The 22,707-nt window shown below is 69.0% G+C and carries 21 protein-coding genes; 11 read left to right on the top strand and 10 right to left on the bottom strand.

Annotation, left to right across the window (positions count from 1 at the left end; translation table 11 throughout):
• Positions 1-16 precede the first annotated feature (16 nt).
• Complete coding sequence (locus H6717_10635; protein ID MCB9577467.1) at positions 17-529, bottom strand: hypothetical protein; 513 nt, start codon at positions 527-529, stop codon at positions 17-19.
• Positions 530-792: 263 nt separating this feature from the next.
• Here H6717_10635 and H6717_10640 point away from each other — a divergent pair, with 263 nt between their 5' ends.
• Complete coding sequence (locus H6717_10640) at positions 793-1,125, top strand: hypothetical protein (protein MCB9577468.1); 333 nt, start codon at positions 793-795, stop codon at positions 1,123-1,125.
• Between the two features lie 35 nt (positions 1,126-1,160).
• Here the strand turns inward: H6717_10640 and H6717_10645 are convergent, their stop codons facing one another.
• The gene (locus H6717_10645; protein ID MCB9577469.1) at positions 1,161-1,769 is read right to left on the bottom strand and encodes a nucleotidyltransferase domain-containing protein; all 609 of its coding nucleotides are present in this window, start codon (positions 1,767-1,769) and stop codon (positions 1,161-1,163) included.
• Between the two features lie 65 nt (positions 1,770-1,834).
• Between H6717_10645 and H6717_10650 the strand changes: the two genes are divergently transcribed.
• Together H6717_10650 and H6717_10655 are read left to right on the top strand one after the other, a co-directional pair.
• Positions 1,835-2,764: an SDR family oxidoreductase gene (locus tag H6717_10650; protein ID MCB9577470.1), complete on the top strand. Its 930-nt coding sequence runs from the start codon at positions 1,835-1,837 to the stop codon at positions 2,762-2,764.
• Entirely contained in the window at positions 2,761-4,113 is a 1,353-nt protein-coding gene (locus tag H6717_10655; protein MCB9577471.1) for a sulfatase, read from the top strand. The genes H6717_10650 and H6717_10655 overlap by 4 nt, the downstream gene beginning before the upstream one ends.
• A gap of 44 nt (positions 4,114-4,157) precedes the next feature.
• Here the strand turns inward: H6717_10655 and tsf are convergent, their stop codons facing one another.
• The 5 genes from tsf to H6717_10680 form a co-directional block, all read right to left on the bottom strand.
• Positions 4,158-5,090: a translation elongation factor Ts gene (gene tsf / locus H6717_10660; protein MCB9577472.1), complete on the bottom strand. Its 933-nt coding sequence runs from the start codon at positions 5,088-5,090 to the stop codon at positions 4,158-4,160.
• Positions 5,091-5,207: 117 nt separating this feature from the next.
• Positions 5,208-6,140 (bottom strand): 30S ribosomal protein S2, encoded by a 933-nt coding sequence (gene rpsB / locus H6717_10665; GenBank protein MCB9577473.1) that lies wholly within the window; start codon positions 6,138-6,140, stop codon positions 5,208-5,210.
• Positions 6,141-6,338: 198 nt separating this feature from the next.
• Positions 6,339-8,216, bottom strand: coding sequence for a protein kinase (locus H6717_10670; GenBank protein MCB9577474.1), 1,878 nt, complete (start codon positions 8,214-8,216; stop codon positions 6,339-6,341).
• A 151-nt stretch (positions 8,217-8,367) separates the two neighbouring features.
• Positions 8,368-9,789, bottom strand: coding sequence for a Na+/H+ antiporter NhaA (gene nhaA / locus H6717_10675; protein MCB9577475.1), 1,422 nt, complete (start codon positions 9,787-9,789; stop codon positions 8,368-8,370).
• A gap of 42 nt (positions 9,790-9,831) precedes the next feature.
• Positions 9,832-10,317, bottom strand: a complete 486-nt coding sequence (locus H6717_10680; GenBank protein MCB9577476.1) for a DUF4190 domain-containing protein — start codon at positions 10,315-10,317, stop codon at positions 9,832-9,834.
• 73 nt (positions 10,318-10,390) lie between these two features.
• On the opposite strand from H6717_10680, the gene gatC reads away from it, so the two are divergent.
• Genes gatC through H6717_10700 form a run of 4 tightly spaced genes read left to right on the top strand, consistent with a single transcriptional unit; the run spans position 10,391 to position 13,960 of the window.
• On the top strand, positions 10,391-10,684 hold the full coding sequence (gatC, locus tag H6717_10685; protein MCB9577477.1) for an Asp-tRNA(Asn)/Glu-tRNA(Gln) amidotransferase subunit GatC: 294 nt from the start codon (positions 10,391-10,393) through the stop codon (positions 10,682-10,684).
• Positions 10,681-12,156 carry an Asp-tRNA(Asn)/Glu-tRNA(Gln) amidotransferase subunit GatA gene (gene gatA / locus H6717_10690; protein ID MCB9577478.1) on the top strand — a complete coding sequence of 492 codons (1,476 nt, stop codon included), beginning with the start codon at positions 10,681-10,683 and terminating at the stop codon, positions 12,154-12,156. The genes gatC and gatA overlap by 4 nt, the downstream gene beginning before the upstream one ends.
• Positions 12,153-12,740 carry a GNAT family N-acetyltransferase gene (locus tag H6717_10695; GenBank protein ID MCB9577479.1) on the top strand — a complete coding sequence of 196 codons (588 nt, stop codon included), beginning with the start codon at positions 12,153-12,155 and terminating at the stop codon, positions 12,738-12,740. The genes gatA and H6717_10695 overlap by 4 nt, the downstream gene beginning before the upstream one ends.
• Entirely contained in the window at positions 12,737-13,960 is a 1,224-nt protein-coding gene (locus H6717_10700) for a hypothetical protein (GenBank protein ID MCB9577480.1), read from the top strand. Before H6717_10695 ends, H6717_10700 begins: the two co-directional genes overlap by 4 nt.
• Here the strand turns inward: H6717_10700 and H6717_10705 are convergent.
• Positions 13,919-15,955, bottom strand: a complete 2,037-nt coding sequence (locus H6717_10705; protein ID MCB9577481.1) for a protein kinase — start codon at positions 15,953-15,955, stop codon at positions 13,919-13,921. The two genes, H6717_10700 and H6717_10705, sit on opposite strands and share 42 nt — an antisense overlap.
• 126 nt (positions 15,956-16,081) lie before the next feature.
• Here H6717_10705 and H6717_10710 point away from each other — a divergent pair, with 126 nt between their 5' ends.
• From H6717_10710 to truB, 3 genes are read left to right on the top strand one after another with little or no spacing between them, the layout of a single operon-like run.
• Positions 16,082-17,146 (top strand): NAD-dependent epimerase/dehydratase family protein, encoded by a 1,065-nt coding sequence (locus H6717_10710; GenBank protein MCB9577482.1) that lies wholly within the window; start codon positions 16,082-16,084, stop codon positions 17,144-17,146.
• Positions 17,143-18,489, top strand: coding sequence for a 1-acyl-sn-glycerol-3-phosphate acyltransferase (locus H6717_10715; protein ID MCB9577483.1), 1,347 nt, complete (start codon positions 17,143-17,145; stop codon positions 18,487-18,489). Before H6717_10710 ends, H6717_10715 begins: the two co-directional genes overlap by 4 nt.
• Positions 18,486-19,361 (top strand): tRNA pseudouridine(55) synthase TruB, encoded by an 876-nt coding sequence (gene truB, locus H6717_10720; protein ID MCB9577484.1) that lies wholly within the window; start codon positions 18,486-18,488, stop codon positions 19,359-19,361. The genes H6717_10715 and truB overlap by 4 nt, the downstream gene beginning before the upstream one ends.
• Here truB and H6717_10725 read toward each other — a convergent pair.
• Positions 19,348-19,752, bottom strand: a complete 405-nt coding sequence (locus H6717_10725) for a hypothetical protein (GenBank protein MCB9577485.1) — start codon at positions 19,750-19,752, stop codon at positions 19,348-19,350. The two genes, truB and H6717_10725, sit on opposite strands and share 14 nt — an antisense overlap.
• A gap of 390 nt (positions 19,753-20,142) precedes the next feature.
• Between H6717_10725 and H6717_10730 the strand changes: the two genes are divergently transcribed.
• Positions 20,143-21,405 carry an HlyC/CorC family transporter gene (locus H6717_10730; protein ID MCB9577486.1) on the top strand — a complete coding sequence of 421 codons (1,263 nt, stop codon included), beginning with the start codon at positions 20,143-20,145 and terminating at the stop codon, positions 21,403-21,405.
• Between the two features lie 40 nt (positions 21,406-21,445).
• On the opposite strand, the gene H6717_10735 is transcribed toward H6717_10730, so the two are convergent.
• A complete protein-coding gene (locus H6717_10735; GenBank protein ID MCB9577487.1) occupies positions 21,446-22,591 on the bottom strand; it encodes a hypothetical protein in 1,146 nt (381 codons plus the stop codon).
• Positions 22,592-22,707: the final 116 nt, after the last annotated feature.

Consider the following 22,707-nt stretch of genomic DNA (forward strand, 5'->3'; position numbering starts at 1 on the left):
GCGGGCGTGCGCCGCGCTAATTCGCGCCCTCCCCCAGCGCGCGAAGCTCGACGCGATGAATGGGGAACGGGTGGGCGGCCTCTCCGCTGCCTTGCAGCACCGCGCGCTCGAAGCGGTCCCAGGTGATGAAGCAGCACGCGCCCTCGAGTGGGAACAGCATGAAGGCGCGAATCCGCTCAGGGTCGGCGGCTTCCCCGGGCAGCACGATGGCGCCGCGCACGACCAGACCTTCGGGACGCGGGTTGCAGGTATGCGCGTGGAGCTCGATCCCGAGCGTCGATTCGAGGGCCACGTAGCGCGAGAGGCTGGGCCCCGGCTCGATCCCCGCCGCCGGCAGGGCCGTCAGGGCTTCTTCGACCTTCCGAAACGTAACGGCGGACGTGCTCGCGATGGCCGTTCGAGCGCGAGCCACGAACACATGTAGATAGCGCCGGATCGACTCGGCAAACTCGTCCGGCGTTTGTTTGCGCGTTTCCGCCAGCTGCTCGATGTAACCCACGAACTCCCCCGGTAGTGATGACCCACTCATGGATTCCCCCAATCGGAAATTCGACGTCAGGTTATCTACGCTAACGGCAGCTTGCGGTGATCTGTAACTGTCAATCGCGACAGGGGGTCCCCAGCGCATGACGCCCGCCATGCCCGCCGTCCGGCTGCGACCAAGGCTGTCGCAAGGAGCGGCCCCATCGCCCGCCCACCGCGGTCCGCGCCCGCCGGGCTCGTCACCCCGTGCCCATCCGCTTGTGGTTCGGGCCGTGGTCTCGAAGGGCAAGAAGACGCATACTGCGGGAGATGGGCGAGTCGAGGGAACCCTCCACCGCTGACGTGCTCACCGCACTCGAGGACACCGTGCGGGCGCACGAAGCGCTGGTCCTTGGGGTCGAGCGCCGTCTGGGGGCGAAGATCGATCACATGGCGGAGCAGCTTGTCGACCAACTCCCTAAGGAAGCGCTCGGCCTTCGTGAGAAGTGTGCTGCGGCGAAGCAACCTTTCGGCGAGCGCCTAGCGCGAGTAGTCGAAGCCCCCCAGATCGTCGTGCACGTCGAGATCTTCGTCTCCGAACTGGAGAAACGCGTCGACGCCTTGGTGCGGCGTTTGGAAGAGCTCGAGTCGCGCACCCACTGAGCCTGCGGCTCGCGGCAGTGTCCGCGCACGAGGTCTCAACGTGTCGGTAGCGCGAGAAGCTCATCGTCGCCACCCACCAGGTACAGCTTCTCGCTTGCCAAGACCTTCGTCAAAAAGTGATTTCGAGTTGCGAGCTTCGCCGAAGCTTCTGTAGGAGAGTAGACAACGGGGTTCACCTCTCGGCGCAGCTTCGCCTCGGTCTCGCGAATGCATCCCACGACATCGGCGAACGAGACATCGCCGATCACCAGCAAGTCGACGTCGCTTTCAGCCTTTTGCTCCCTGCGAGCCACGGACCCGAAGATGAAGGCAACTCGGATGCGGTTCGCCAGCGGTGCCATCGCCCGCCGCAGAACGGCGGCCGCGCCGGTCGTCTTCATCGCGATCCCGCGAAGCTCCTCGAAGATCGGGCACTCTGGGTTGGCCTGGAAGAAGACGCTGCGGCCACGCTGTACCCGAGTCAGGATGTCAGCGGCACTCAGCCGGGCGAGCTCCCGCTGCACGTGTCCAAGACCCAGCCCGGTCGCTTCCACAATCTCCCGCAGGTAGAACTCCTGATCCGGATGACCAAAGAGGAGGCCAATGACTTCCCGTCGAGCTTTGGGGAAGAGCGCGTCCGCGTCAGCTAGGGGCGTTGTACTCAATACGGGTACGATTGTACCCTAATTGGGTACAGCCGCAACGCGATAACTCTGGTACATCCCTGCCCATGCGTTGTCTCGTTACCGGCGGAGCCGGGTTCATTGGCTCTCACTTGGTTCGTGCGTTGCTGGATCGCGGGGACGAGGTCGTCGTGCTCGATAACCTCTCCACGGGTCGCCTCGAGAACCTCTCCGAGGTGATGAGCCGCATCAGCTTCATCAAGGGCGACCTCACCGCGCCCGCCGACGTGGACCGCGCGACGGAGGGCGCGAACCTGGTGTTCCACCAGGCGGCGCTGCCCTCCGTGCCGCGCTCCATGAAGGACCCGATTTCGTCCCACGACGCCAACGCCACCGGCACGCTCAACGTGCTGTGGGCGGCGCAGCGCTTCGGCGTCACGCGAGTGGTGAGCGCGTCGTCGTCGTCGGTGTACGGCGACACGGAACGGCTGCCCAAGGAGGAGACCATGGAGCTCTTCCCCAAGTCGCCCTACGCCGCCACCAAGCTCGCCGTGGAGCTCTACAGCCAGACGTTCACCCGGGCCTACGGTCTGGAAACAGTGTGCCTGCGCTACTTCAACGTGTTCGGGCCCCGGCAAGATCCAAACTCGCCCTACGCCGCGGTGATCCCGATCTGGCTCCGCCGCATGTCGGAAGGCCTGCCGCCGCAGATCTACGGTGACGGCAAGCAGTCGCGGGACTTCACTTTCATCGACAACGTGGTGCAGGCGAACCTGTCGGCGGCCTCGGCCCCCAAGGCTTCGGGCCTCGCGTTCAACGTGGCCGCCGGGGAGCGCGTGGTGCTGCTGGACATGGCGCGGGAGCTGATGCGCCGCTACGGCTACGAGGGCGAGCCGGAGCACACGGCGCCGCGCGAAGGCGACATCACGCACTCCTGGGCGGACGTGAACCGCGCCAAGGAGCTCCTCGGTTACGATCCGAAGGTGGACTGGCAGACCGGGCTCGACCGCACCATCGCCTGGTTCCGCGCGACGTGAGGCGCACCGCCGCCCTCTTGCTGCTGCTCGGCGCGGTCGCCTGCGATCGCCACGAGAGGTCCCGCGCCGAACCGACAAAACCCAAGGCCTCGGCCAGGCTGCCCGAAGCGCCTCCCCCTCCCCCGCCGCGCCCCCACCCGAAGAACCTGCTCTTGATCACGGTGGACGCGCTGCGGGCGGACATGCCGTGGCTCGGCTACCCGCGGGACATCGCTCCGAACCTGACCCGCATCGCGAAGCGCAGCGTGGTGTACACCCACGCCTACGCGCTCTCGAGCTACACCAGCATGTCCCTGGCGGGGCTGATGACCGGGCGTTATCCGTCGGAGATCCCGCGGGATGGACGCGCGACGAGCAGCTTCGGGGAAGAGGCGACGATGCTCGCCGAGGTGCTGCAAAAAGACGGGTTCGTTACCATCGGTGTGCACGGCCACGTGTATTTCTTGGGCGCCACCGGCATCAACCAGGGCTTTTCGGATTGGCGCGTGCTGCCGCGCATCACCACCATGCCCGCCCGCGATGGCCACGTCACCGACGACAAGCTCGCCGACATGATGATCGAGGCGCTGGACGAACGCGCGAAGGGGAAAGCGAAACAGCGCTTCTTCGCCTGGGTGCATTTCATGGACCCGCACTTCAGCTACGCGCGGCACGAAGGCTATCCACGTTTCACCGGCGCGCCGAGCAAGGCCGTGCCCCCGGGAGTGAAGCTCGACGAGATCGGCCAGGGCCTCAGAAACCAGTACGACGGCGAGGTGGTGTTCACGGACGCGCAGGTGGGGCGCCTCGTCGATCACGTGCGCGCGGCGCCGTGGGGCAAGGACACGGCCATCGTGGTGACGGCGGACCACGGCGAAGCCTTCGGCGAGCACAAGAGCTACTTCGAGCACGGCTTCTTGCTGTACGACGTGACGACGCGGGTGCCGCTCCTGTTCGACGTGCCGGGAGTGAAGGCCGGCACCATAGACGCGCGGCGCAGCCACATCGATCTGGCCCGCACCCTCTTCGAGCTCCTGGGTCAGAAGGCGCCGCAGAGCTTTCGCGGCAAGAGCCTGGTGCCGGAGCTGGTGCGCGAGGTGCGGCCGGGCCCGGAGGACGTGATCATCGACATGCCCTACACGGATCAGACGCCGCGGCGCCGCGCTCTCATCCACAAGGGGAAGAAGCTCGTCGTGACGGAGACGGATCCGGAGCCGCTGCTGTTCGACCTGGATCGCGATCCTGGCGAGCAAGAGGACCTGACGCCCAAGGGCGGACCGCTGCTCACGGACATGCAGGCGCGCTGGAAGAAGGCCAACGACGCCCTGCCGGATTTTGACGCCCCCCGGCGATCTCGGCGGCAATACTGAAGCGGCGCGGGCGGCGCTTTGTCGCGCCGCCCGCCAATGGCGCCTCAGTTCTGGGTCATCTTCGCGACCTCGGCCGCGAAGTCTTCGCCCTGCGGCTTCTCGATGCCTTCGCCCAGCTGGAAGCGGACGAACTTCTCGATGCTGACGTCCGTGCCCAGCTCCTTGGCGAGAGCCGCGCGCACCTGATCGACGGTCTTGTCCGTCTCGAGCACGCTGCCCTGCTCGATCAAGCAGACTTCCTTCATCCACTTGTTCAGCTTGCCCTCGATGATCTTCGGGCGGACGTTCTCGGGCTTGCCCTCTTCCGCCAGCTGCGCGTCGAAGATCTCCGACTGGTGCTTCTTGGCGTCTTCCGGCACCTCGCTCTTGTCGAGGAAGGGCGGCGCCATGGCGGCCACCTGCATGGCCGTGTCGTCCGCGAACTTCACCAGGGCGTCCGAGCCGGCGGCGGCGTCCGTGCCCGTCTTCACGGCCAGGAGCACGCCGATCTTGCCGCCCATGTGCACGTAGCTGTGCACGCGGCCGGACCCGGTGACGCTCAGGCGCTGCCAGCGGCGCACGGTGATGTTCTCGCCCAAGCGGCCCACCAGCGCCTTGCGGTTGTCCTCGATGCTGCCCTCACCGCCAGGGAACGGCTCCGCCGAGAGCTCCGCGCCATCTTTGGCCTTGTCCGCGGCTTCGAGCACCTTCTGTACGAAGGCGCGGAAGTCCTCGTTGCGGGCCGCGAAGTCCGTCTGGATGTTGACCTCGACCATCACGCCGCTCTTGCCGTCCGCGGCGACGCGGGAAGCAATCTCGCCCTCGGTGGCCACCGCGCCGGCGCGCTTGGCGCTCTTCGCGAGACCCTTCTTGAGGATGATGTCGACGGCCTTGTCCATGTCGCCCTCGGATTCCATCAGGGCGCTACGACAATCGTTCAGACCGGCCTGGGTGCGGTCTCGAAGCTCCTTCACCTGCTGCATGCTCACCTGAGCCATTGGCTGCTCTCCTATCTACGGGATGGCTGGCTGCCCCCGGAGGGCTTCCGGAGACAAAGACGAGCGGGGCTCACGGCTTTGCCGCGGCCCCGCATACGAATCACGAAGCTCGGCTCCTCAGGCGCGATTGCGCGAGTAGATGACCTGAGCGTCCGGCTGGGCCGACGGCTGCTGACCGCCATCGCGGTCGCGCGAGGCCTGGTGGTCGCGGCGGCGAGCCGAACCGTAGATGCAGGCGTCCGCCACGGCACCGCAGATGAGCCGGATGGAGCGGATGGCGTCGTCGTTTCCGGGGATCACGTAGTCCACCAGATCCGGATCACAGTTGGTGTCCGTGATGGCCACCACCGGGATCTTGAGCTTGCGGGCTTCGTTGATGGCGATCGACTCCTGAGCGGGATCGATGATGAACACCGCCGAGGGCAGCGAGCCCATGCCCTTGAGGCCACCGATGTACTTCTCGTGGCGGGCGCGCTCCTTGTCGAGCTTGACGGTTTCCTTCTTCGGGATCTGCTCGTAGGTGCCGTCTTCCCGCATGCGCTCCAGCGAACGCAGGCGCTCCAGGCCACCCTTGATGGTGCGGAAGTTGGTGAGGGTGCCGCCGAGCCAGCGGTTGGTCACGTAGTACTGACCCGCGCGCTGTGCCTCTTCTTGCACGATCTCCGCGGCCTGACGCTTGGTGCCGACGAACAGCACGTGGCCACCGCGGGACACCGTGTCCGCCAAAAAGTCGAACGCGCGCTTGAACAGCCGCGACGTCTGGTCGAGATCGATGATGTGAATGCCGCTGCGGGAGCCGTAGATGAACTGCCGCATCTTCGGGTTCCAGCGCTTGGTCTGGTGGCCGAAGTGGGCGCCGGCCTCGAACAGCTCGCGCACGCTGAGCGGGTTTGCGGGGTCCCGCGGCTCGCGCTTCACGTCCTCCTGGGCGCGCTCGGCGGCGAGCACCGCGGTGCGTGGCACCGCCGTGGCGGTGGCTTCGAGCTCCGGGGCATCGAGCCCGAGCTTGTCGTCGTTCTCGGTGGTCTGAACAGATTCGGTTTCGGTCATTTGCGCATCCTCCGGTTTGGCCTCCGTCCCACCGCCGGGGGACTTCCGAAGAAGCACCGGACCCGGTCGTCAGCGCACGTGGGACGTGTGGTTTATTGGGGTCATCCCCCTGTGAGGGGGCCGGGAACCTACGGCATGTCGCCCCCTCAGTAAAGGGCCGACGGCACGATTTCCGCCGAAATTGAGCAGTACTGCTGGCTACAGCCCCGACGCGGGCAACGCTGGTTTATTTTGTCGGGGCGGCGCGGTCTTGGCGGGGGCCGGCTTGGCCGTTGGAGGGGCGGCGGGTTTCTCCGGGGCCGCCGGCTCGGACGTCTTTTCGGCCGTGGCGGCGGGGGGCGTCTCCACCTTGGCCGCCGGCGCGCTCTCGGCGGGCTTCGGCGCGGATTTGGCCGGCGCGGCGCTCTGCTTCGGCGAGGCGCTCGCGGCCGACGCCGCGGCTGCGACCGGGCTCGACGTGGGCTCGGCGGTCTCCGTGGGCGCGGGCGCTGCGGCAGGGACGGTACTGGGTTCGGCCGCGGCACTGACGGCCTCCGGCGCGGGATGGCTCTCCGCGCGGGACAGGCCTACCGCGACGGCGATCGCGCCGAGCAAACCCAAAAGTCCAATGGCGGCAGCCGCAATGACCAACGGCGCGGACGACTTTTTCGGCGCGGGCGCCGCTACCCCGGTGATGACCGGCGGCGGCGTGACCTGCTGCTCTGCACCGCGGACGGCCGCCACCGCGGGCACGGAGGTGTGCGTCCGGATTTCGTCCCCCGGCAAGGACGGCGCTTCGCCCTCCGGCAATCGCACGGTGCGGTCCCACGAGGACGGCGGGCCCGCGGCGGAGCCCGGCCCCGGATCTGCATCCACCAACGTCGTGTTCGAAACCGACGCTTCGAAGCTGGGCGGCGCGCTCGGCTCCGTGCTGGGCGCCACGGTCTCTTGAAAGGACGGCGGCCCCGCCGGGGACGTGAGCTGGGCCGACATGACCGTCGGGCCCATCGGATCTGCAGCCACGCCCTGGGACAGCGCCGTGTCCGCTTCGCCCATGACCAGCGTATTGCTCAGGTTCGCGCTGGCCGGCAGCGTCTGGGCGCCGCCCACCACGCGCCGCCCGGCCGCGCCATCGATGGCCGTGGGCGGCAAGGGCGTCCCATCGGCTTGGCTCGCCCGCGCTTCCACGGTGGGCGCGTCGTAGCGCGCTTCCGCCGTGGGCGCCTGAGTGGACACGCTCACCCACCGGCGGAGCAGCCCGGACAGCACGGCCGACACTTGCCCCGCCGTCGCGGGGCGCTGGGACGGCTCTTTGTGCAGCAAGCTGGCCACCATGTCGTCGAGCTCCGGCGGCATGTTCGCGATGCGGGTGCTGAGCCGGGGCGCCTCTTGCGTGAGGTGCGCCAGGAGCATTTGATTGGCGTCCACCGCGTCGTCGAAGGGGCCGACGCCGGTGAGCATCTCGAACAACATGAGCCCCACGGCGTAGAGATCTGCGCGGCCATCCACGCGATCCCCCCGAGCCTGCTCGGGTGACATGTAGCGCGGCGTGCCGATGGCCATGCCCCGCGCGGTGATGACCTCGGCGCTGGAGCTGACGATCTTGGCCACGCCGAAGTCGAGCAGCTTCACCGCGCCGCCGCTGACGATGTAGATGTTCGGCGGCTTGATGTCACGATGCACGATGCCGATCTGATGGGCCGCCGCCAGGCCATCGAGCACGCCGACGGTGATGGCCAGCGCCTCTTCCACCGGCAGCTGGCCCTCGCGCACCAGGCGGTCCCCGAGGGTCTCCCCTTCGAGGCGCTCCATCACGTAGAACGGAACGCCGGTGGAGCTGGTGCCCGCATCCGTGACGTTGATGATGTTCGGGTGCTCGAGCCGAGCCAGGGAGCGCCACTCTTGGCGCAGGCGCGCGACCAAGTCCTTGCGGGTGGCGAGCTCCCGGAACAGCGCCTTGAGCACGAACTTCTTGCCGAGCTCGGTGTGCTCCACCAGGTACACCGAACCCATGCCGCCCGCACCGATCTGAGACTCGACCTGGTAGCGGGTGCCCGCGACGACCTCGCCGTCTTGAAACTCGCGCGCAGTGCTCATCGCTTTGGCCCAGGCCGAGAAGACGCGGCGACGCCCCGTGCGTCCAGCCGAAGGCAAGGTAGAGGATATCGGCTGGGGGGCTGAGCGTCGAGGCCAGCGGCGCGGAGCGGCCATAGGGGCTTTCTCGGCCCCAACTGCCCCCAGTTGCGGCTCAAGTGTCCGTGGAGCGTTCTGCCTCGTCCGCCGTGGCTGCGACACCTTCTGGCGCGTGTTTGGGCAACAAAGCCCGTCCCAGGACCACTCCCAGCACGCCCGCGACCAGCGAGCCGACCAAAATGGCCAGCTTGGCCACCCCCAGGTGACCGGCGTCAGTGAACGCCAACTGGGCGATGAACAGGGCCATGGTGAAGCCGATGCCCGCGACGCTGCCCACCACCAGCAAGCCCCGCACGTTGACGCCCCGGGGCAGAGCGCACAGCCCGACCTTCACGACGGCCAGGCTCAAGAGCACCACCCCTAGGGGCTTGCCCAGGGCCAAGCCGAGGGTGACCCCCACGGCGATGACGAAGCTCTCGGCGCCGGCGATGTCCACCTCCCCCACGCTGACTCCTGCATTCGCCAGGGCGAACACCGGCATGATGCCGTAGGCCACCCAGGGGTGCAGCGCGCTCTCGAGCCGCACTACCGGAGCGACGGCTTCTCGCCGCGCGGTCTCGAGCCGACCCAAGGGCGGCATCAAGGAGTGCGCGTCGTCGACGTGCTCTTTCTTGTCGCTGAACTCGTCCAGCGCGTCCCGCGCTTCTTCCAAGAAGCCTTGGCCGCCGAACCACGACTTGGCCGGCGTGAGCAGTCCCATGATCACGCCGGCGATGGTGGGATGGATGCCGGCCATCAACATGCCGGCCCACACCACGATGCCGGGCAGCACGTAGACCAGCGTCTGCCGCACGCCCACGCGTTGCAGCAGCAACGTGCCGAGCACGCCGCCGAGGGCGACGAACAAGCCTCCGACCTGGATGCCGGACGAGTAGAACAGCGCGATCACCAGGATGGCGCCGATGTCGTCGATGATGGCGAGGGCGAGCAACAGCACGCGCAACGCGGACGGCACCCGCGGCCCGAGCAAGGTGAGCACCCCGACGGCGAAGGCGATGTCCGTCGCCATGGGCACACCCCAGCCACCGGCCGACGGCTTGCCCGCGTTGAACGAGAGGTAGATCAACGCCGGCGCGATCATGCCGCCGATGGCGGCGGCGATGGGCAGCGTGGCGCGCCGCAGCTCCGAAAGCTCTCCCTGATGGATCTCGCGACGGATCTCGAGACCCACGACGAAGAAGAAGATCACCATCAGGCCGTCGTTGATCCAGAAGTGCACGTCCTTCTGGAACACGACATCGCCCACCCCGAGCACCACCGGCGCGTGCCACAGGTGCGTGTAGCTCTCCTTCCACGGGGAGTTCGCCCACACCATGGCGACAACGGCGGCCAGTAGCAGCACGATACCGCTGGCGGCCTGGATGCTGAGGAAACGCTCGAGGGGGCGCACCAGCGCAAGGGCTGCCTGCCGCGCCGGCGCCCAAGTCTCGGGCGGCGGGCGGCTGAGCTTGACTTTCGCGCTCGCGTCGTGGGCCATCGTCTTCAGTGCTTGGGGCGCCCGGGCCCCGAGAGCAACCCGTTAGCTCGTCGCGGCCACCAGCACCGTGAAGAGGAGCCAAACGACGAAGCCGATCAAGTTCAGCGCGCCGAGGACGATGCCCGCGATGGCCATGCCCTTGCCACCCACGCCGGTGGGATCCTTCTTGACCGCGCTCAGGCCCATGATGCCCGCGACGATGGCGGGGATGCCGGTGAGCGGACCGAGGCACAGCAACAGGCCCGCGACCAGCGCCACCACCGCCGCGGTGCTCGCCGGAGGCTTTTCGCCCCGAGGCAGCCCCGTGTTCGGGTCGATGGTCATCTGGTGCATGGCGATGGTCGCCTTGCCGCCGGTGATGGGCTTGCCGCCACCGGGCGGCGGCGCGGGCTGGAAGCCGCCGCCGCCAGGCGGAGGCGGCGGCTGGAAACCACCGCCACCGGGGGGATAGCCGCCTCCCGGCGGATAGCCGCCCCCGGGCGGGCCGTAGCCCCCGGGCGGGCCCCAACCTTGCGCGACCCGATGCATGCCTTCTTCTATCAGGGCTTTCGACGGCTGGCACCTGACAACTGTCCCGGGTGGGAATAGGTTGTCCCGCCCCATGGCCCTGTCTCGAGACCAACTCCGCCACCTGGCGCGCCTGGCCCGCATCGACCTCGACGACGCCGAGCTCCGCGGCCTCGAAGGCGACCTGGAGCAGATCCTCGGATATGTGGAGCTGCTGCAGGAGCTTTCCACCGACGACGTGCAGCCGACGGCGCAGGTCGCCGTGGCCGCCGCGCCGCTGCGCGACGACGTGCCGCTCGAGGGACTTTCCACTGCGGACGCGCTGAGCGAAGCGCCGCGCCTGGGGGAGACGTCCTTCGCCGTTCCCGCGATCATCGACGAGCCATGACGGAGATCTTGACGCTGCCTGCCGCAGAGCTCGCGCGCCGGGTACGGAGCGGAGAGCTGAGTGCCGTACAGGTCGCCGAGACGTCCCTCGCCGTGGCCCGGGCGAAGGCCGAGCTGGGGGCTTTTCTGCATCTGGCGGACGACGCCGTGCTGGCTTCCGCGCGGGACATCGACGCGCGGCGTGGCCGCGGCGAGCCCCTCGGCGCCTTGGCGGGAGTGCCGGTAGCCGTCAAGGACGCGCTGTGCACCCGCGACGCGCCGACCACGGCGGGCTCGCGCATCCTCACCCGCAGCGGGCAGGTACAGGATGGCTGGCGACCGCCCTATGACGCGACGGTGGTCGCGCGGCTGCGCGCCGCCGACGCGCTGATCGTGGGCAAGACGAACATGGACGAGCTGGCCATGGGCTCCAGCACCGAGAACAGCGCCTTCGGTCCCGCGCGAAATCCGTGGGACCCCACGCGCACGCCCGGCGGCTCGAGCGGCGGCAGCGCCGTGGCCGTGGCCGCAGGCATCGCGCCGCTGTCCCTGGGCAGCGACACCGGAGGCTCCATTCGACAGCCGGCGGCGTTCACGGGCGTGGTCGGCATCAAGCCGAGCTACGGCCGCGTGCCCCGCACCGGCTTGGTCGCCTTCGCGTCCAGCCTCGATCAGGTCGGCCCCTTCGCCCGCGACGTGAAAAGCGCCGCGCGCCTTCTGTCGGTGATCGCGGGCCACGACGCGCGAGACTCCACCAGCTCCCCGGAAGTCGTCGGCGACTACGAGGCCGCCTGCGACCGCGACGTGCGTGGCCTCAAGGTGGGCGTGCCCAGCGAATACTTCGCCGAAGGGCTCGACCCCGAGGTGGAGCACAGCGTGCGCGCCGCCGTCGCCGAGCTCGAAGGCGCCGGCGCCGAGATCGTGGAAGTGCCCATGCCCCACACGCGCTACGGCGTCGCGACGTACTACGTGATCGCGACGGCGGAAGCGTCGAGCAACCTGGCGCGCCTCGACGGCGTGCGCTTCGGTCTGCGCCGCGAGCCGCCCCAGGGCGGCCTCGCCGCCATGTACGGTCACACGCGGGACGCCGGCTTCGGTGCCGAGGTGAAGCGCCGCATCTTGCTCGGTACCTACGTGCTGAGCGCGGGCTACTACGACGCGTACTACCTCAAAGCGCAGCGCGTCCGCACCTTGGTGCGCCGCGACTTCGAGCAGGCCTTCGAGCGCGTGGACGTGCTGGCCACGCCCACCAGTCCCACACCGGCCTTCGCCCTCGGCGAGCGCGTGGACGATCCGCTCGCGATGTACCTCGCCGACGTGTACACGCTGCCCGCGAGCTTGGCCGGCGTGAGCGCGCTGTCGGTGCCGGTAGGGCCCACGAAGGCGCGCGCCGACCGTCCCGCGCTGCCCGTAGGACTGCAGCTGATCGCGCCGGCCTTTGCGGAAGAGCGGCTGTGCACCGTGGCCGCCGCCGTGGAGCGCGCTCGAGCATGACGCGCTTCGTCCCCGTCATGCCGGAGCATGCCGAAGCCCTCGCCCAGCTCTTCGAGCGCACGGGCTCGCCTTGCTTCTGTCGCTGGTGGCACTTCTCCGGCGACAAGAACGCGTGGCTCGACCGCTGCTACAACGCGCCGGAAAAGAGTCGCGCGGAGCTGATCGACGCCGTCGGATCTCCGCAAGGGACCGGCATCGTGGCAGTGGAAGACGACGCGCGCGTGGTCGGCTGGATGAAGCTCGCCCGCGCGGAAGACGTGCCAAAGCTCTACGATCAACGGTTGTACAAGGGGCTGCCGTGCTTCGCCGGGGATCGCCAGGGCGTGCTCACCGTGGGCTGCTTCTTGGTCGACGAGGCCCAGCGCCGATCGGGGATTGCTGGGGGTTTGCTCGGCGCGGCGATCGACTGGGCCAAGGCGCACCACGCCGTCGCGATCGAGGCGTTTCCGCGGCGGGCCGACATTCTTGCTCCGGAAGAGATGTGGACGGGGCCGTTCGAGCTGTATCGCAGAGCCGGCTTCGAGGTGGTGAACGAGTTCGCTCCCTACCCCGTGCTGCGCCTCGCCCTCGAGGCGAGCTCGTGAGGCTCTCGGGGGCGCTGCTGGCCCTCGCCTGCACGTTCACGGCGGGGTGCAAGAGCTGCAATCACGACTCGGCGAAAGGCGCGCCGAGCGCGTCCGCCAGCGCCGTGGTGATCGCTCCCAGCATGGCTTCCAGCATGGCCGCGCCAACGCTACGCGAGATCGATTCCACCCGCGGCTTTGGTCTACCCGGAAGCTGTCGCATCGAGCTGCCGATCCGCAGCGCGCCCCTGCCCAAGCCCGAAGCGCGTTTCGTCGCGGCCTCCGGCAGCCTCGACACGCTGCTATTGGCGCAGGGCACGGACGACACGGTCAGTGGCAGTGGCCTGGTGACACTGCTCACGGGGCGCGTGGCCCCAGCGCCCTGGACCGACCTCGACGCGCCTCCCGTGGTGGCGGAGGGGCCGAAGGGCTGGGTGTACGCCTGGACCCAAGGCGAAGACGGCGGCGTGGGGCAAGCGGCGCTGTGGAGCGACGGAAAGGCCAGCGCGGGGCCCAATGGGGATCACCTCGAGGTGACGGACCTGCAGTGCACGAAGGACGGCTGTGCGCTGCTGACCTCGCTGGCTCGCGCGGCCGAAGCTCCCGGTGCCACCGTCAGCTTCAGCCATGGCGCGAGCGGCAGCGTGGACATCGCCACCGAGGGCGCGTTCCGGCCCTTCGCCATCGTGGATACCGAGCCCAAGGCGGGGCGCGCCCGCATCGCGCTGACGGACGGCTCGCAGGTGGCGCTCTACGGCATCGAGGCCGGCGAGGCCAAGCACCTCGCCGACGTGCCCACCCCGAACGGCGTGTACGACGTGACCCACGGAAAGGCGCCCTTGGTGGTCGCGCCGGGCGCCGCCGAGACCGCGCCCTGCGTGGAGGGCGGCTTCCCGGTGGAGATACGCACCCCGGGAGGCGCGACAGAAACCGTCGCGACCAACGCGCCTCCGGATGGAGTCATCGCGCGCGCGCTCGGCGCCGGCGCAATCATCGCTTGGATTGGTCCGGCGAGCTGCCGCTTCGCGACCCAGCGGGTGGTGCACGCGGTGGTGGTGGACGCCGCCGGCAAGCCGCTGTCGAGCGCGATGGCGGTGGCCGAGGCCAGCGGGTTCGCGCTGGCAGCAAACGGCGACCGGCTGAGCTTGTGGCTCGCGAAGGGCGATCAGCTGGTGTGGATCCGCGCGCGCTGCCCGGCTTCAAGCCCGGTGGGCAGCCCCTCGAGCCGGCCACCCGGGTGACACCAGGCAACCGCTCGATAGGCCGAGGAACACCGCCCGGAGGGCGTCTTCCCGGTGAGCGATGCCCCGCGACAGGACGGTGCGCACGACCCCTCCGACCCCCGCGGCGGCGACGGACACGCCGAGCACGCTGAGCTCTGCGGGGGTGAGGCCGAGCTCGCTGGGCCCGATGCCACAGGCGGGGTTCCGCGCGATGGGCTCTTCCCACCAGGGCTCGAGCAGGTCGAACAGCTCTTCCTCGCGGTAGCCCTGGCGCACGGCGGCGCTGACGAGCTCGTAGGGAGAACGCGGCGAGGGCGGCACCTCGTCGGAGCAGTGCTCCGAGGGGAAGAAGGCGATGCGGCCGGAGCGCCAGCTGCCGAGCTCCACGAAGCGTGACTCCAGCTGATCCACCAGCGCGCGGAGCAGCTCCGTCGGGCGCAGCAGGCTACGGCGCACGAGCATCTCTCCGAGGCGAACGGTGCCCGCTTCACTGGCCAGCACCAGCGTGCGCTCCACCGCGCTCTTGGTCACCAAGCGCGCCTCCACCAGCCGCTCGCCGAGGAGCTCGCTTCGGTGGGTCGACGACACGAAGTAGGGGCGGCCATCCCGCAGGTACACGCGCTTCTCGCGGTTCGCGTCGCGCGCCACGAACAGCCCGCTCGCGCGCTGCTTGCACAGCGACATGAGCACTGCCGGCAGCGTGGCGCGCTCGAGGGCGGTGTCGTCGTCGTCGTGGGGCATGCCGAAGTGATACGCGGGCCGCCGCGCGAGACGGATGAGCTCGGGAACCTCGTCCAGAGTGACGGGCTCGTCGCCTTCCTTGCTGACCAGCGTGGAGCGCGTCGCGCGTCCCGTCGCGATGCGCTCCAGGACCTCGGGCAAAGTCAGCGCTTCGACGGAGGCGGCCCCGAGCTCGTAGCGCGCGCCACCGGGGTCGCCTCCCACGGCGATCAGCAGCGAACGGGGGGTGGGCGTGGGCATCGCGGCGCGGGCCCGTGCCGCCGCCGCCTTCGCCGCCGCGGCGATGTCCCCGGGATCGCTCGGCCGCACGGCGACATGGCGGGTTCCGCTGGACGACGGCAACAGCCCCGAGCTCGCGAGCCAGGGAGTGAGCAGGGCGTCCGACAGGGAAATCCCTGCGGCTTTTGCCACGCCTCGCAGGGCGCTCTCGAACTGCCGTGCGGTCTGATAGCGGTGCGCGGGATCCCGCGCCAAGGCGGTGCGCAGCACCTTCATCAGGTCCGGCCGGATCTCGTCGGACTTGCGATCGAGCACCCCGAGGTCCGCCTCGTAGATGCGCGTCAGGATTTCCATCTCCGTGTGACCGGGGAACAGCGGCCGCGCGAGGAGCATCTCCGAGAGGACGATGCCGACGGCAAAGATGTCGCTGCGTGCGTCTACCTCGGAGCCCACGGCCTGCTCCGGCGCCATGTAGCCGAGCTTGCCCTTGAGCTCGCCCGGATAGGTGCGGCGGTCGATGAAGGCGCCGCGAACGATGCCGAAGTCCGTGAGCTTCACCTCGCCGGCACGGCCGAGCAGGATGTTGCCGGGGGACACGTCGCGATGGACGATGCCGAGGGGACGACCCTGCTCGTCCTTCGCGTCGTGGGCGAACGCGAGCGCACGCAACACTTCGTGCGCGATGAACAGCGCGGCGCCCAGCGGAAAGCGTTCCCCGCGGGCGGCGACGGAGCGGAGGAGCTTGGCGCAGGAGACGCCCTCCACGTACTCCATGGCCATGAACAGGTCGCCGGCGTGCTCGCCGAAGTCCACCACCTGAACGATGTTGGGGTGGCTCAGCGCGGCGCAGATGCGCGCTTCGTCACAGAACATCGCGACGAAGCGCGGGTCCTTGGCCAGCTGGGGCAAGATGCGCTTGATGGCGAAGCGCCGGGCGAAGCCGTGGGGCCCGTCCCGCTGGGCCACGAAAACCTCTGCCATTCCGCCCGCTCCCAACCGCTCCCCGAGCCGGTAGGGCCCGAGCTTGCGGAGGATGGGGCGGACGATTGCCATCGCATCATAGGTTAACGCAACCCCGGGTATGATTCAGGGAATCTTCGCAGGTTGCGGCGGAAAGGTCGGGCACGCTCGCACCCCTGCCCTTTTCCGTGGGCTTCGGCTACGGTGCGGCCAAGACCGATGGGAAAACGGCGGGGCGACAGTGCAGGCCGGGGGGATCTCGCGAAGTCCGGTGACGCGCGAATCAGCCGCCGGCGCACGCCGATCTCGGTGGCGGTCACAGGAGCGGCGTCGTTCCTGGGCAAGAACTTGATCGGCCTCTTGGAGGAAGACGAGCGGGTGCGCCGCATCGTCACCCTGGACGTCGACGCGCCTTCCACTGCTGCCGGAAAGACCCGGGTCTACGACGTGGATCTGACCGAGCCCTCGGCGGAGGAGCGGATCAGCGAGATCTTGGGCGCAGAAGAAGTGGACACGGTGGTCCACCTCGCGTTCCTGGCGTCCCCCACCCACGCCACGGCCTGGGCCCACGAGCTCGAGAGCGTGGGGACCATGCATCTGCTGAACGCCTGCCGGCGGGCCGAGGTGCAGAAGCTGGTGCTCTGGAGCCAGACCGTGCTCTACGGCGCTCACCCCACGAACCCCAATTTTCTCACCGAAAAGCACCCCTTGCGGGCGCGTCGGGGCGACCCGTTCTTCGCCGACAAGATCGAAGCGGAGAGCGACGTGTTGCGCTTCGGCAAGCCCGGCAAGGGGCGGGTGGTCACGATCCTGCGCACCGCGCCCATCCTCGGTCCCACGGTGCAGAACTACGTCACGCGCTATCTCGGCCGCCGCTTGGTGCCCACCATGCTGGGCTTCGATCCGTTGTGGCAGTTCGTCCACGAGGCGGACGCCGTCGCGGCCTTCAAGCTGGCGGTGGACCACGACGTGCCCGGCGTCTTCAACATCGTCGGGGATGGCGTGTTGCCACTCTCCACCGTGGTGAAGCTCGCCGGCCGTTTGAGCTTGCCCATCCCGCGTCCCATCGCCAACACCCTGGCATCCGGATTGTGGGTGGCGCACCTGTCGGAAGCACCGCCCTCGTTCCTCGACTACCTGCAGTACTTGTGCGTGGCGGATGGCGAGCACGCCGCCAAGACCATGGGCTTCGTGCCGGTGTACACCACCCGCGAAGCGGTCATCGACTTCGCCAGCGCTCAGCACCTGCGGGACGTGAAGCTGCTCTCGGAGACACCAGCGTGAGCCCCAAACGCACCGCGAAGAAGACGTCCTCGACGCGCACCAAACCGAGCCGCCAGCGCCCGGCGCGGAGCAAGAAGCCGAGCGGAACGCGCCAGACCAAGCGCTCCGGGCGGCCCCGCACCAAACCCAAGCGTGCGGAGCCGGAGCCCGCGCCCGAGTCCGGCCGCCGCGAGAGCGCCCCCGCCGAGATGGACGAGGAAGCACTGGAGCTGGGCATCGGCTCGCGAGTGGTGCCGCCGCGCGACTACTGGGCGGAAGAGCCGCCACCGTCGTCGCGGCCGACGCCCCCGCGGGAGCTCGAGGACGCCGACGTGGCCGCGCAAATCCGCGCCTTGGAGGCGCGCCTCGACGGCATGATGCGCCGCGAGGACGACGACGAGCCGCCGCCCTCGATCCGACAACAAGTGGAGAGCGCCGCCCGGGGCGTGGCGGAGCGCTTGGGCGCGCCGCTGCCCATCGAGCGCCCCGGCAGCGACGACGGCAGCATGACGGACGCCGTCAAGGAGCTGCTCTCGAGCGACTACTACCTGCGCCAGTGGGGCCGCATCGGGATGCGCCATCGCTCCGAGGAGGTCGACGACTTCGGTCTCGATCCGGCCTATGAGGCCCGGCTCAGGCCGCTGTTCGACTTCCTGTACAAGACGTACTTCCGCACCGAGGCCACGGGCCTCGAGAACATCCCGGCGTCGGGTCGTTGCCTGGTGGTGGCCAACCATTCCGGCACTGTTCCCTTCGACGGACTGATGCTCCGCAGCGCGCTCCGGCTGGATCATCCCTCGGGCCGGTCGTTGCGCTGGCTGGCAGAAGACTTCGTGTACTACCTGCCGTTCCTGGGCGCGTTCATCAATCGCATTGGTGCCGTGCGCGCGTGCCAAGAGAACGCCGAGCGCTTGCTCCAGAAGGGCAAGTGCGTGGCGGTGTTTCCGGAGGGCGTGAAGGGTATCGGCAAGCTGTTCCGGGATCGCTACAAGCTCCAGCGCTTCGGCCGCGGCGGCTACATCCGCCTGTGCCTGCGCACGCAAACGCCCCTCATCCCCTGTGCCGTGATCGGCGCGGAGGAGACCAGCCCGCTCTTGCACCGGGTGGAAACGCTGACGCGAGCCATCGGGCTCCCCTACGTGCCGATCACACCGACCTTCCCCCTGCTCGGCCCCCTGGGCCTGGTGCCCGCGCCCACCAAGTGGATCATCCGTTTCGGCGAGATGGTGCGCTTCGAAGGCTACGGTCCCGAGGCCGCCGACGATCACGTGTTGGTCGGTCGCTTGTCGGAGCGCGTGCGCGCCACGATTCAGAGCATGTTGGACGACGGCGTGGCTCGCCGCAGCAGCGTCTGGTTCGGGTGACCGCGAGCGGCGTCGTCATCGTCGACAAGCCGCGAGGCCCCACCAGTCACGACGTCGTGGCTCGGCTGCGCCGGGTCTACGGCACGCGTCAGGTCGGCCACGCGGGGACCCTCGACCCCTTGGCCACCGGCGTGCTCGTCGCGCTCGTGGGTCAAGGCACGAAGCTCAGCAACTACCTCACCCTGGAGGACAAGAGCTACGACGCAGAGGTGCTGTTCGGCATCGCCACGGACACGCTGGATGCCGAGGGCAGCGTCACTCGCCAGCTCGAAGTAGAGACGCTGGATCCGGAACGGCTGGAGGCGGCGTTGGCCGCGGAGCGCGCGCGCGCCGAGCAGGTGCCGCCGGCCTTCAGCGCCATCAAGGTGGGCGGCGTGCGGGCGCATCGTCAGAGCCGCCAGGGCGCGCCGCCGGAGCTCCCGCCGCGCCCCGTTCGTGTGCAGGCCCTCGAGCTGCTCGCCCTCGACGGCCCGCGCGCGCGCATCCGGATGACGGTCTCCAAGGGCTATTACGTGCGCTCCCTGGCCCGGGACCTGGGCGACGCATTGAACCTGCCCGCGCACCTCACCAGCCTGCGCCGCACCGCGAGCGGCCGCTTCACGCTCGACGACGCGTCCCCCTGGCCGCTACCGGAGCCGCCGCCGGTGCCGATGCCCGTGGCGGAAGCCGCGCGCCGCGCGCTCCCCGTCGTCACCCTCACGGACGACGGCACTCGCCGCGCGCGGTTGGGCCAGAAGCTCGGCGCCGAGCATTTCACGGCGGCGCCGGAAGCCGGCGTGTCGGCTTGGCTCGACGCCGCGGGAGAGCTGGTGGCGCTGGGCGAAGCCCGCGACGACGTCTGGCGCGTGGTCCGTGGTTTCAGCGGACCGTGATCTCTCGCAGCGGCAGCCCGCGGTCCGCCAAGCGCTTCTCGATGCGGTCGCACAGCGCCGCGCCGTCCATCCCCGGTGGCAGGTCGACCTCCACCACCAGGCCGTCGGGCTCCGAAAGCACCGTCACCGTCGCGCCGTCGAGCTTGCCGGCCCCGAGCGTGAGCCGCGCCGCGCCCCGCCGCCCGTCCCCACCCCACGCCACGCGCTTGACCAACCGCTGGAGCAACGTGTCCAGCGGCACCACCGGCAGCGCCGCCGGGTCCACAGCGGGCGGCGGGGGCGCCTGCAGCGGCGGCGCCAGCACCGGATGCGCCAGGCTTCGCACCATCGGGTCGAAGGGCGGCAGGTCGTCTTTGGGCGCTGGCTCCTCCCGCTCGCGCCGGGGCGCCATGGGCTCCGGCGGGGCCGGCGGCGCTTCCTCCCCCTTCTTCGCTTTGCCCCCGAGCTTGGGCGCCGGCCCGGCGAAGGGCCGCCTCGGGTGCTCCCCGAGCTTTCCGAGCAGTTCCTTGAATTGCCCGTTCTGCTTCGCTTTTTTGATTGGATGTCGCTGCGGCGCGGAACCTCGCGGGGTGCTAGAAGCGGCCCGGGACGAGGACGATACGGAATTGGACACGGGGCCCGCTCGGACCGAGCCGGCCATGGGTTGCGCGCTCATGGATCGCAACGCTAACTTTGAACCCTGGGAGGGGGCGGCACCGCCACAGCGCCCCGAGACGACTTGGATTCAGCATCTCCACCAGAACGCATCATTTTAGAGCTAGCCATTGCAGTGCTTCCGGCCATGGGCGCCGCGCTCTTCGGAGCCGCGAGCGCGGCCATCGGCGCCCTATCGAACGCACGGCGCGTCGCCCTGCGTGAGGCCCTGGAAGGCAAGTCCCGCGACGCTCTCGACCGCTACCTGATTTCGGGGCGCACCATCGAGGGCCGCTGGGTCACGCTGCGGGTGCTCGGCATCGCTTCGAGCGCCGTGCTCATCGCGCTGACGATGGCGGCGGAGCCCATCGGCCAATGGCGCGCGCTGCTTTCCGCGCTGGCGGCCCTCGTGCTCTACGGCATCCCGGCGGAAATCCTCAAGGCCGTCGCGCTCCGTAACCCCGAGCGGACGGCACCCTTGATGCTGCGCTACCTGCGGCCCTTCGAGTTCTTGGTCGCGCCCTTGGCCGCGCCCATGGTGGCGCTCGGTCGCCTGGTCGACCAACGGGTGGTGAAGACCGGCTCGATTCCGCCGGACGCCCGGGTCACGGAGAACGAGGTCGAGATCATCGTCAATCAAGGCGAGGAGACCGGCGCCCTCGGCCACGAAGCGTCAGAGATGATCCGTAACGTGCTGGAGTTCGGCGAGCTGACGGCGGGAGAGGTCATGGTGCCGCGCACGCAGCTGGTGTCCTTCGACATCGACACGCCCCTGAGCGAGATCGTCCGGGTCACCACGGAGCTCGGGCACTCCCGCTACCCGGTGTACCGAGAGCGCGTGGACAACGTCGTGGGCATGCTGCACACCAAGGACCTCTTGTCCCACGCCGCCAACCACGAAGGGTTGGAACAGCTCACCTTGAGCGAGGTCCTCCGGAGACCCGTCGCCTTCGTGCCGGAGACCCGCGCCGCCTCCAGCGTGCTCAAAGACATGCGCGCCGGTCGCCACCACATGGCCGTCGTCATCGACGAGTTCGGCGGCTTGGCGGGCATCGTGACGCTGGAAGATCTGGTCGAGGAGATCGTCGGCGACATCCGCGACGAGCACGACACCAACGAGCCGCCGGTGGTGGAGCTGGACGACGGACGGCTGCTGGTGGATGCCGCCATCCCCATCGGTGACTTGGAGCCGTATCTGGGAGCAGAAATGCCGGAGGACGGCGACTACCACTCCCTCGGCGGCTTCATCGTCGATCGTCTGGGCCGCGTCCCGCGCGTAGGCGCGCGCTTCGTGGCGCTGGGTCACGAGTTCGTGGTGCGGGATGCCGACGCGCGACGCGTGGCCAAGGTGGAGATCCGGCCCCCCACGCGCCCGAGCCAGCCGAGCGATCCACGCGTCACCGCCGCCTGACGGCGGCGGTGATGCGAGTGGGTGACGGTCGTCGCGCGGGTCAGCCCGGCTTGCCGATGCTCTTGATCTGATCGAGCAACACCTTGCCGGTGTCGATCAGGCCGTCCTTCTCGTTCGCAGGATCGGACTTGTCGCCGCGGAGCACGGTTTCCATGTCGCGCAGCTCACGCGTGAGGCGCACCAGCGTGTCCGTCGGACACACGTCGTCCTGCGTGTCCGGGTTCACCGGGATGATCTCCGGATCGCCGCGGTTCTTGCTGGGGTCGCCGCTGGTGAAGCGCTTGAGCTTGTACTCTTTGCCGCGCTGACTGATTTTGAAGTCTTCCGGCCACTTGAAGGGCTTGGCCTTCTCGTCCTTCTTCTTGTCCTTGTCCTTGTCCGCCGGCTTCACGAGGAAAGGATCGGGCAGCGCTTGCATGCTGACCCAAGGACCGTAAGGACCGTTCTCGAAGTACGCACCCCAGCGCACCTTCGGAGTCTCCTTCTGGGCGAGGTAGTCCGTGATCGCCGGCTTGGCGCCGGTGAGGATGTTCCGGATCTTGTCCTTCTGCTCGTTCGCTTCCGTGGCACCGCCGGCGAAGTTGATCAGCAGGGTGACCACCTCCGGCTTGAAGCGACCGATGCCCTTGCCGGTGAGGTTGGCGCCGGAGAAGGGGATGTCGATGCCGCCGAGCTTCGACACTTCTTCTTCGGGATACTTGTTGCTGCTGAGCTTTTCGCGAGCCGACTTCAGCACCTCCGCCAGCTCTTCGATCTTGGCGTTGGTGTCGTCGATCTCCTTGGCGAGATCTCCAGCGCCGGCGATGGCTTTCTCCGCGCCCTTGCCCCGCTCCACGCCGCTACCCACGGCAAAGCCCACGAGACCGCCGACGAAGGCCGTGACCACGGCCAAGATCGCGACCTTCGCGCGGCCCTTGCGTTGGGCGGCGACGACCTCCTCGCTCATCTCCACCTTGATGGCCTGCGGCTCGGCTCGAGCGGGGGCCTGCTCCGCGGAGATGGCGGAGTACGGGTTGGAGGCGTCCACCTTGGGTCGCGAGGGCTGCGACTGGAAAGGGGGCGCCGGGATTCCGCTCGGTTTGGGCAGACCGACCGGCGGGGGGATGGAGGGTCCGCCCGGTGAGGTGATGGTCTTCTTCCCGAGACGGGCCTTGAGATCGATCTTGGGCTTCTTTTCTTCGGCCATTTAGCTGCTCGCCAGCGGGCGGCACACTAGCGGTGAGGGCCCTCGCCGGCAAGATTGAATCGGCGACCCTCGTGCATCCTGTACGACACCGCCGTGCCTTCGACCTTGGCCCAGTG

The sequence above is a fragment of the Polyangiaceae bacterium genome, assembly GCA_020633235.1.
GTDB lineage: Bacteria > Myxococcota_A > Polyangia > Polyangiales > Polyangiaceae > JACKEA01.

Coding starts and splice junctions, on each gene's coding strand:
- H6717_10650 (MCB9577470.1), top strand. CDS start 1,835: ATGCGTTGTCTCGTTACCGGCGGAGCCGGGTTCATTGGCTCTCACTTG.
- nhaA (MCB9577475.1), bottom strand. CDS start 9,789: ATGGCCCACGACGCGAGCGCGAAAGTCAAGCTCAGCCGCCCGCCGCCC.
- H6717_10635 (MCB9577467.1), bottom strand. CDS start 529: ATGAGTGGGTCATCACTACCGGGGGAGTTCGTGGGTTACATCGAGCAG.
- H6717_10730 (MCB9577486.1), top strand. CDS start 20,143: ATGGGCGCCGCGCTCTTCGGAGCCGCGAGCGCGGCCATCGGCGCCCTA.
- gatA (MCB9577478.1), top strand. CDS start 10,681: ATGACGGAGATCTTGACGCTGCCTGCCGCAGAGCTCGCGCGCCGGGTA.
- H6717_10670 (MCB9577474.1), bottom strand. CDS start 8,216: ATGAGCACTGCGCGCGAGTTTCAAGACGGCGAGGTCGTCGCGGGCACC.
- H6717_10705 (MCB9577481.1), bottom strand. CDS start 15,955: ATGGCAATCGTCCGCCCCATCCTCCGCAAGCTCGGGCCCTACCGGCTC.
- H6717_10680 (MCB9577476.1), bottom strand. CDS start 10,317: ATGCATCGGGTCGCGCAAGGTTGGGGCCCGCCCGGGGGCTACGGCCCG.
- gatC (MCB9577477.1), top strand. CDS start 10,391: ATGGCCCTGTCTCGAGACCAACTCCGCCACCTGGCGCGCCTGGCCCGC.
- H6717_10710 (MCB9577482.1), top strand. CDS start 16,082: ATGGGAAAACGGCGGGGCGACAGTGCAGGCCGGGGGGATCTCGCGAAG.
- H6717_10735 (MCB9577487.1), bottom strand. CDS start 22,591: ATGGCCGAAGAAAAGAAGCCCAAGATCGATCTCAAGGCCCGTCTCGGG.
- H6717_10725 (MCB9577485.1), bottom strand. CDS start 19,752: ATGGCGCCCCGGCGCGAGCGGGAGGAGCCAGCGCCCAAAGACGACCTG.
- H6717_10640 (MCB9577468.1), top strand. CDS start 793: ATGGGCGAGTCGAGGGAACCCTCCACCGCTGACGTGCTCACCGCACTC.
- tsf (MCB9577472.1), bottom strand. CDS start 5,090: ATGGCTCAGGTGAGCATGCAGCAGGTGAAGGAGCTTCGAGACCGCACC.
- rpsB (MCB9577473.1), bottom strand. CDS start 6,140: ATGACCGAAACCGAATCTGTTCAGACCACCGAGAACGACGACAAGCTC.
- H6717_10695 (MCB9577479.1), top strand. CDS start 12,153: ATGACGCGCTTCGTCCCCGTCATGCCGGAGCATGCCGAAGCCCTCGCC.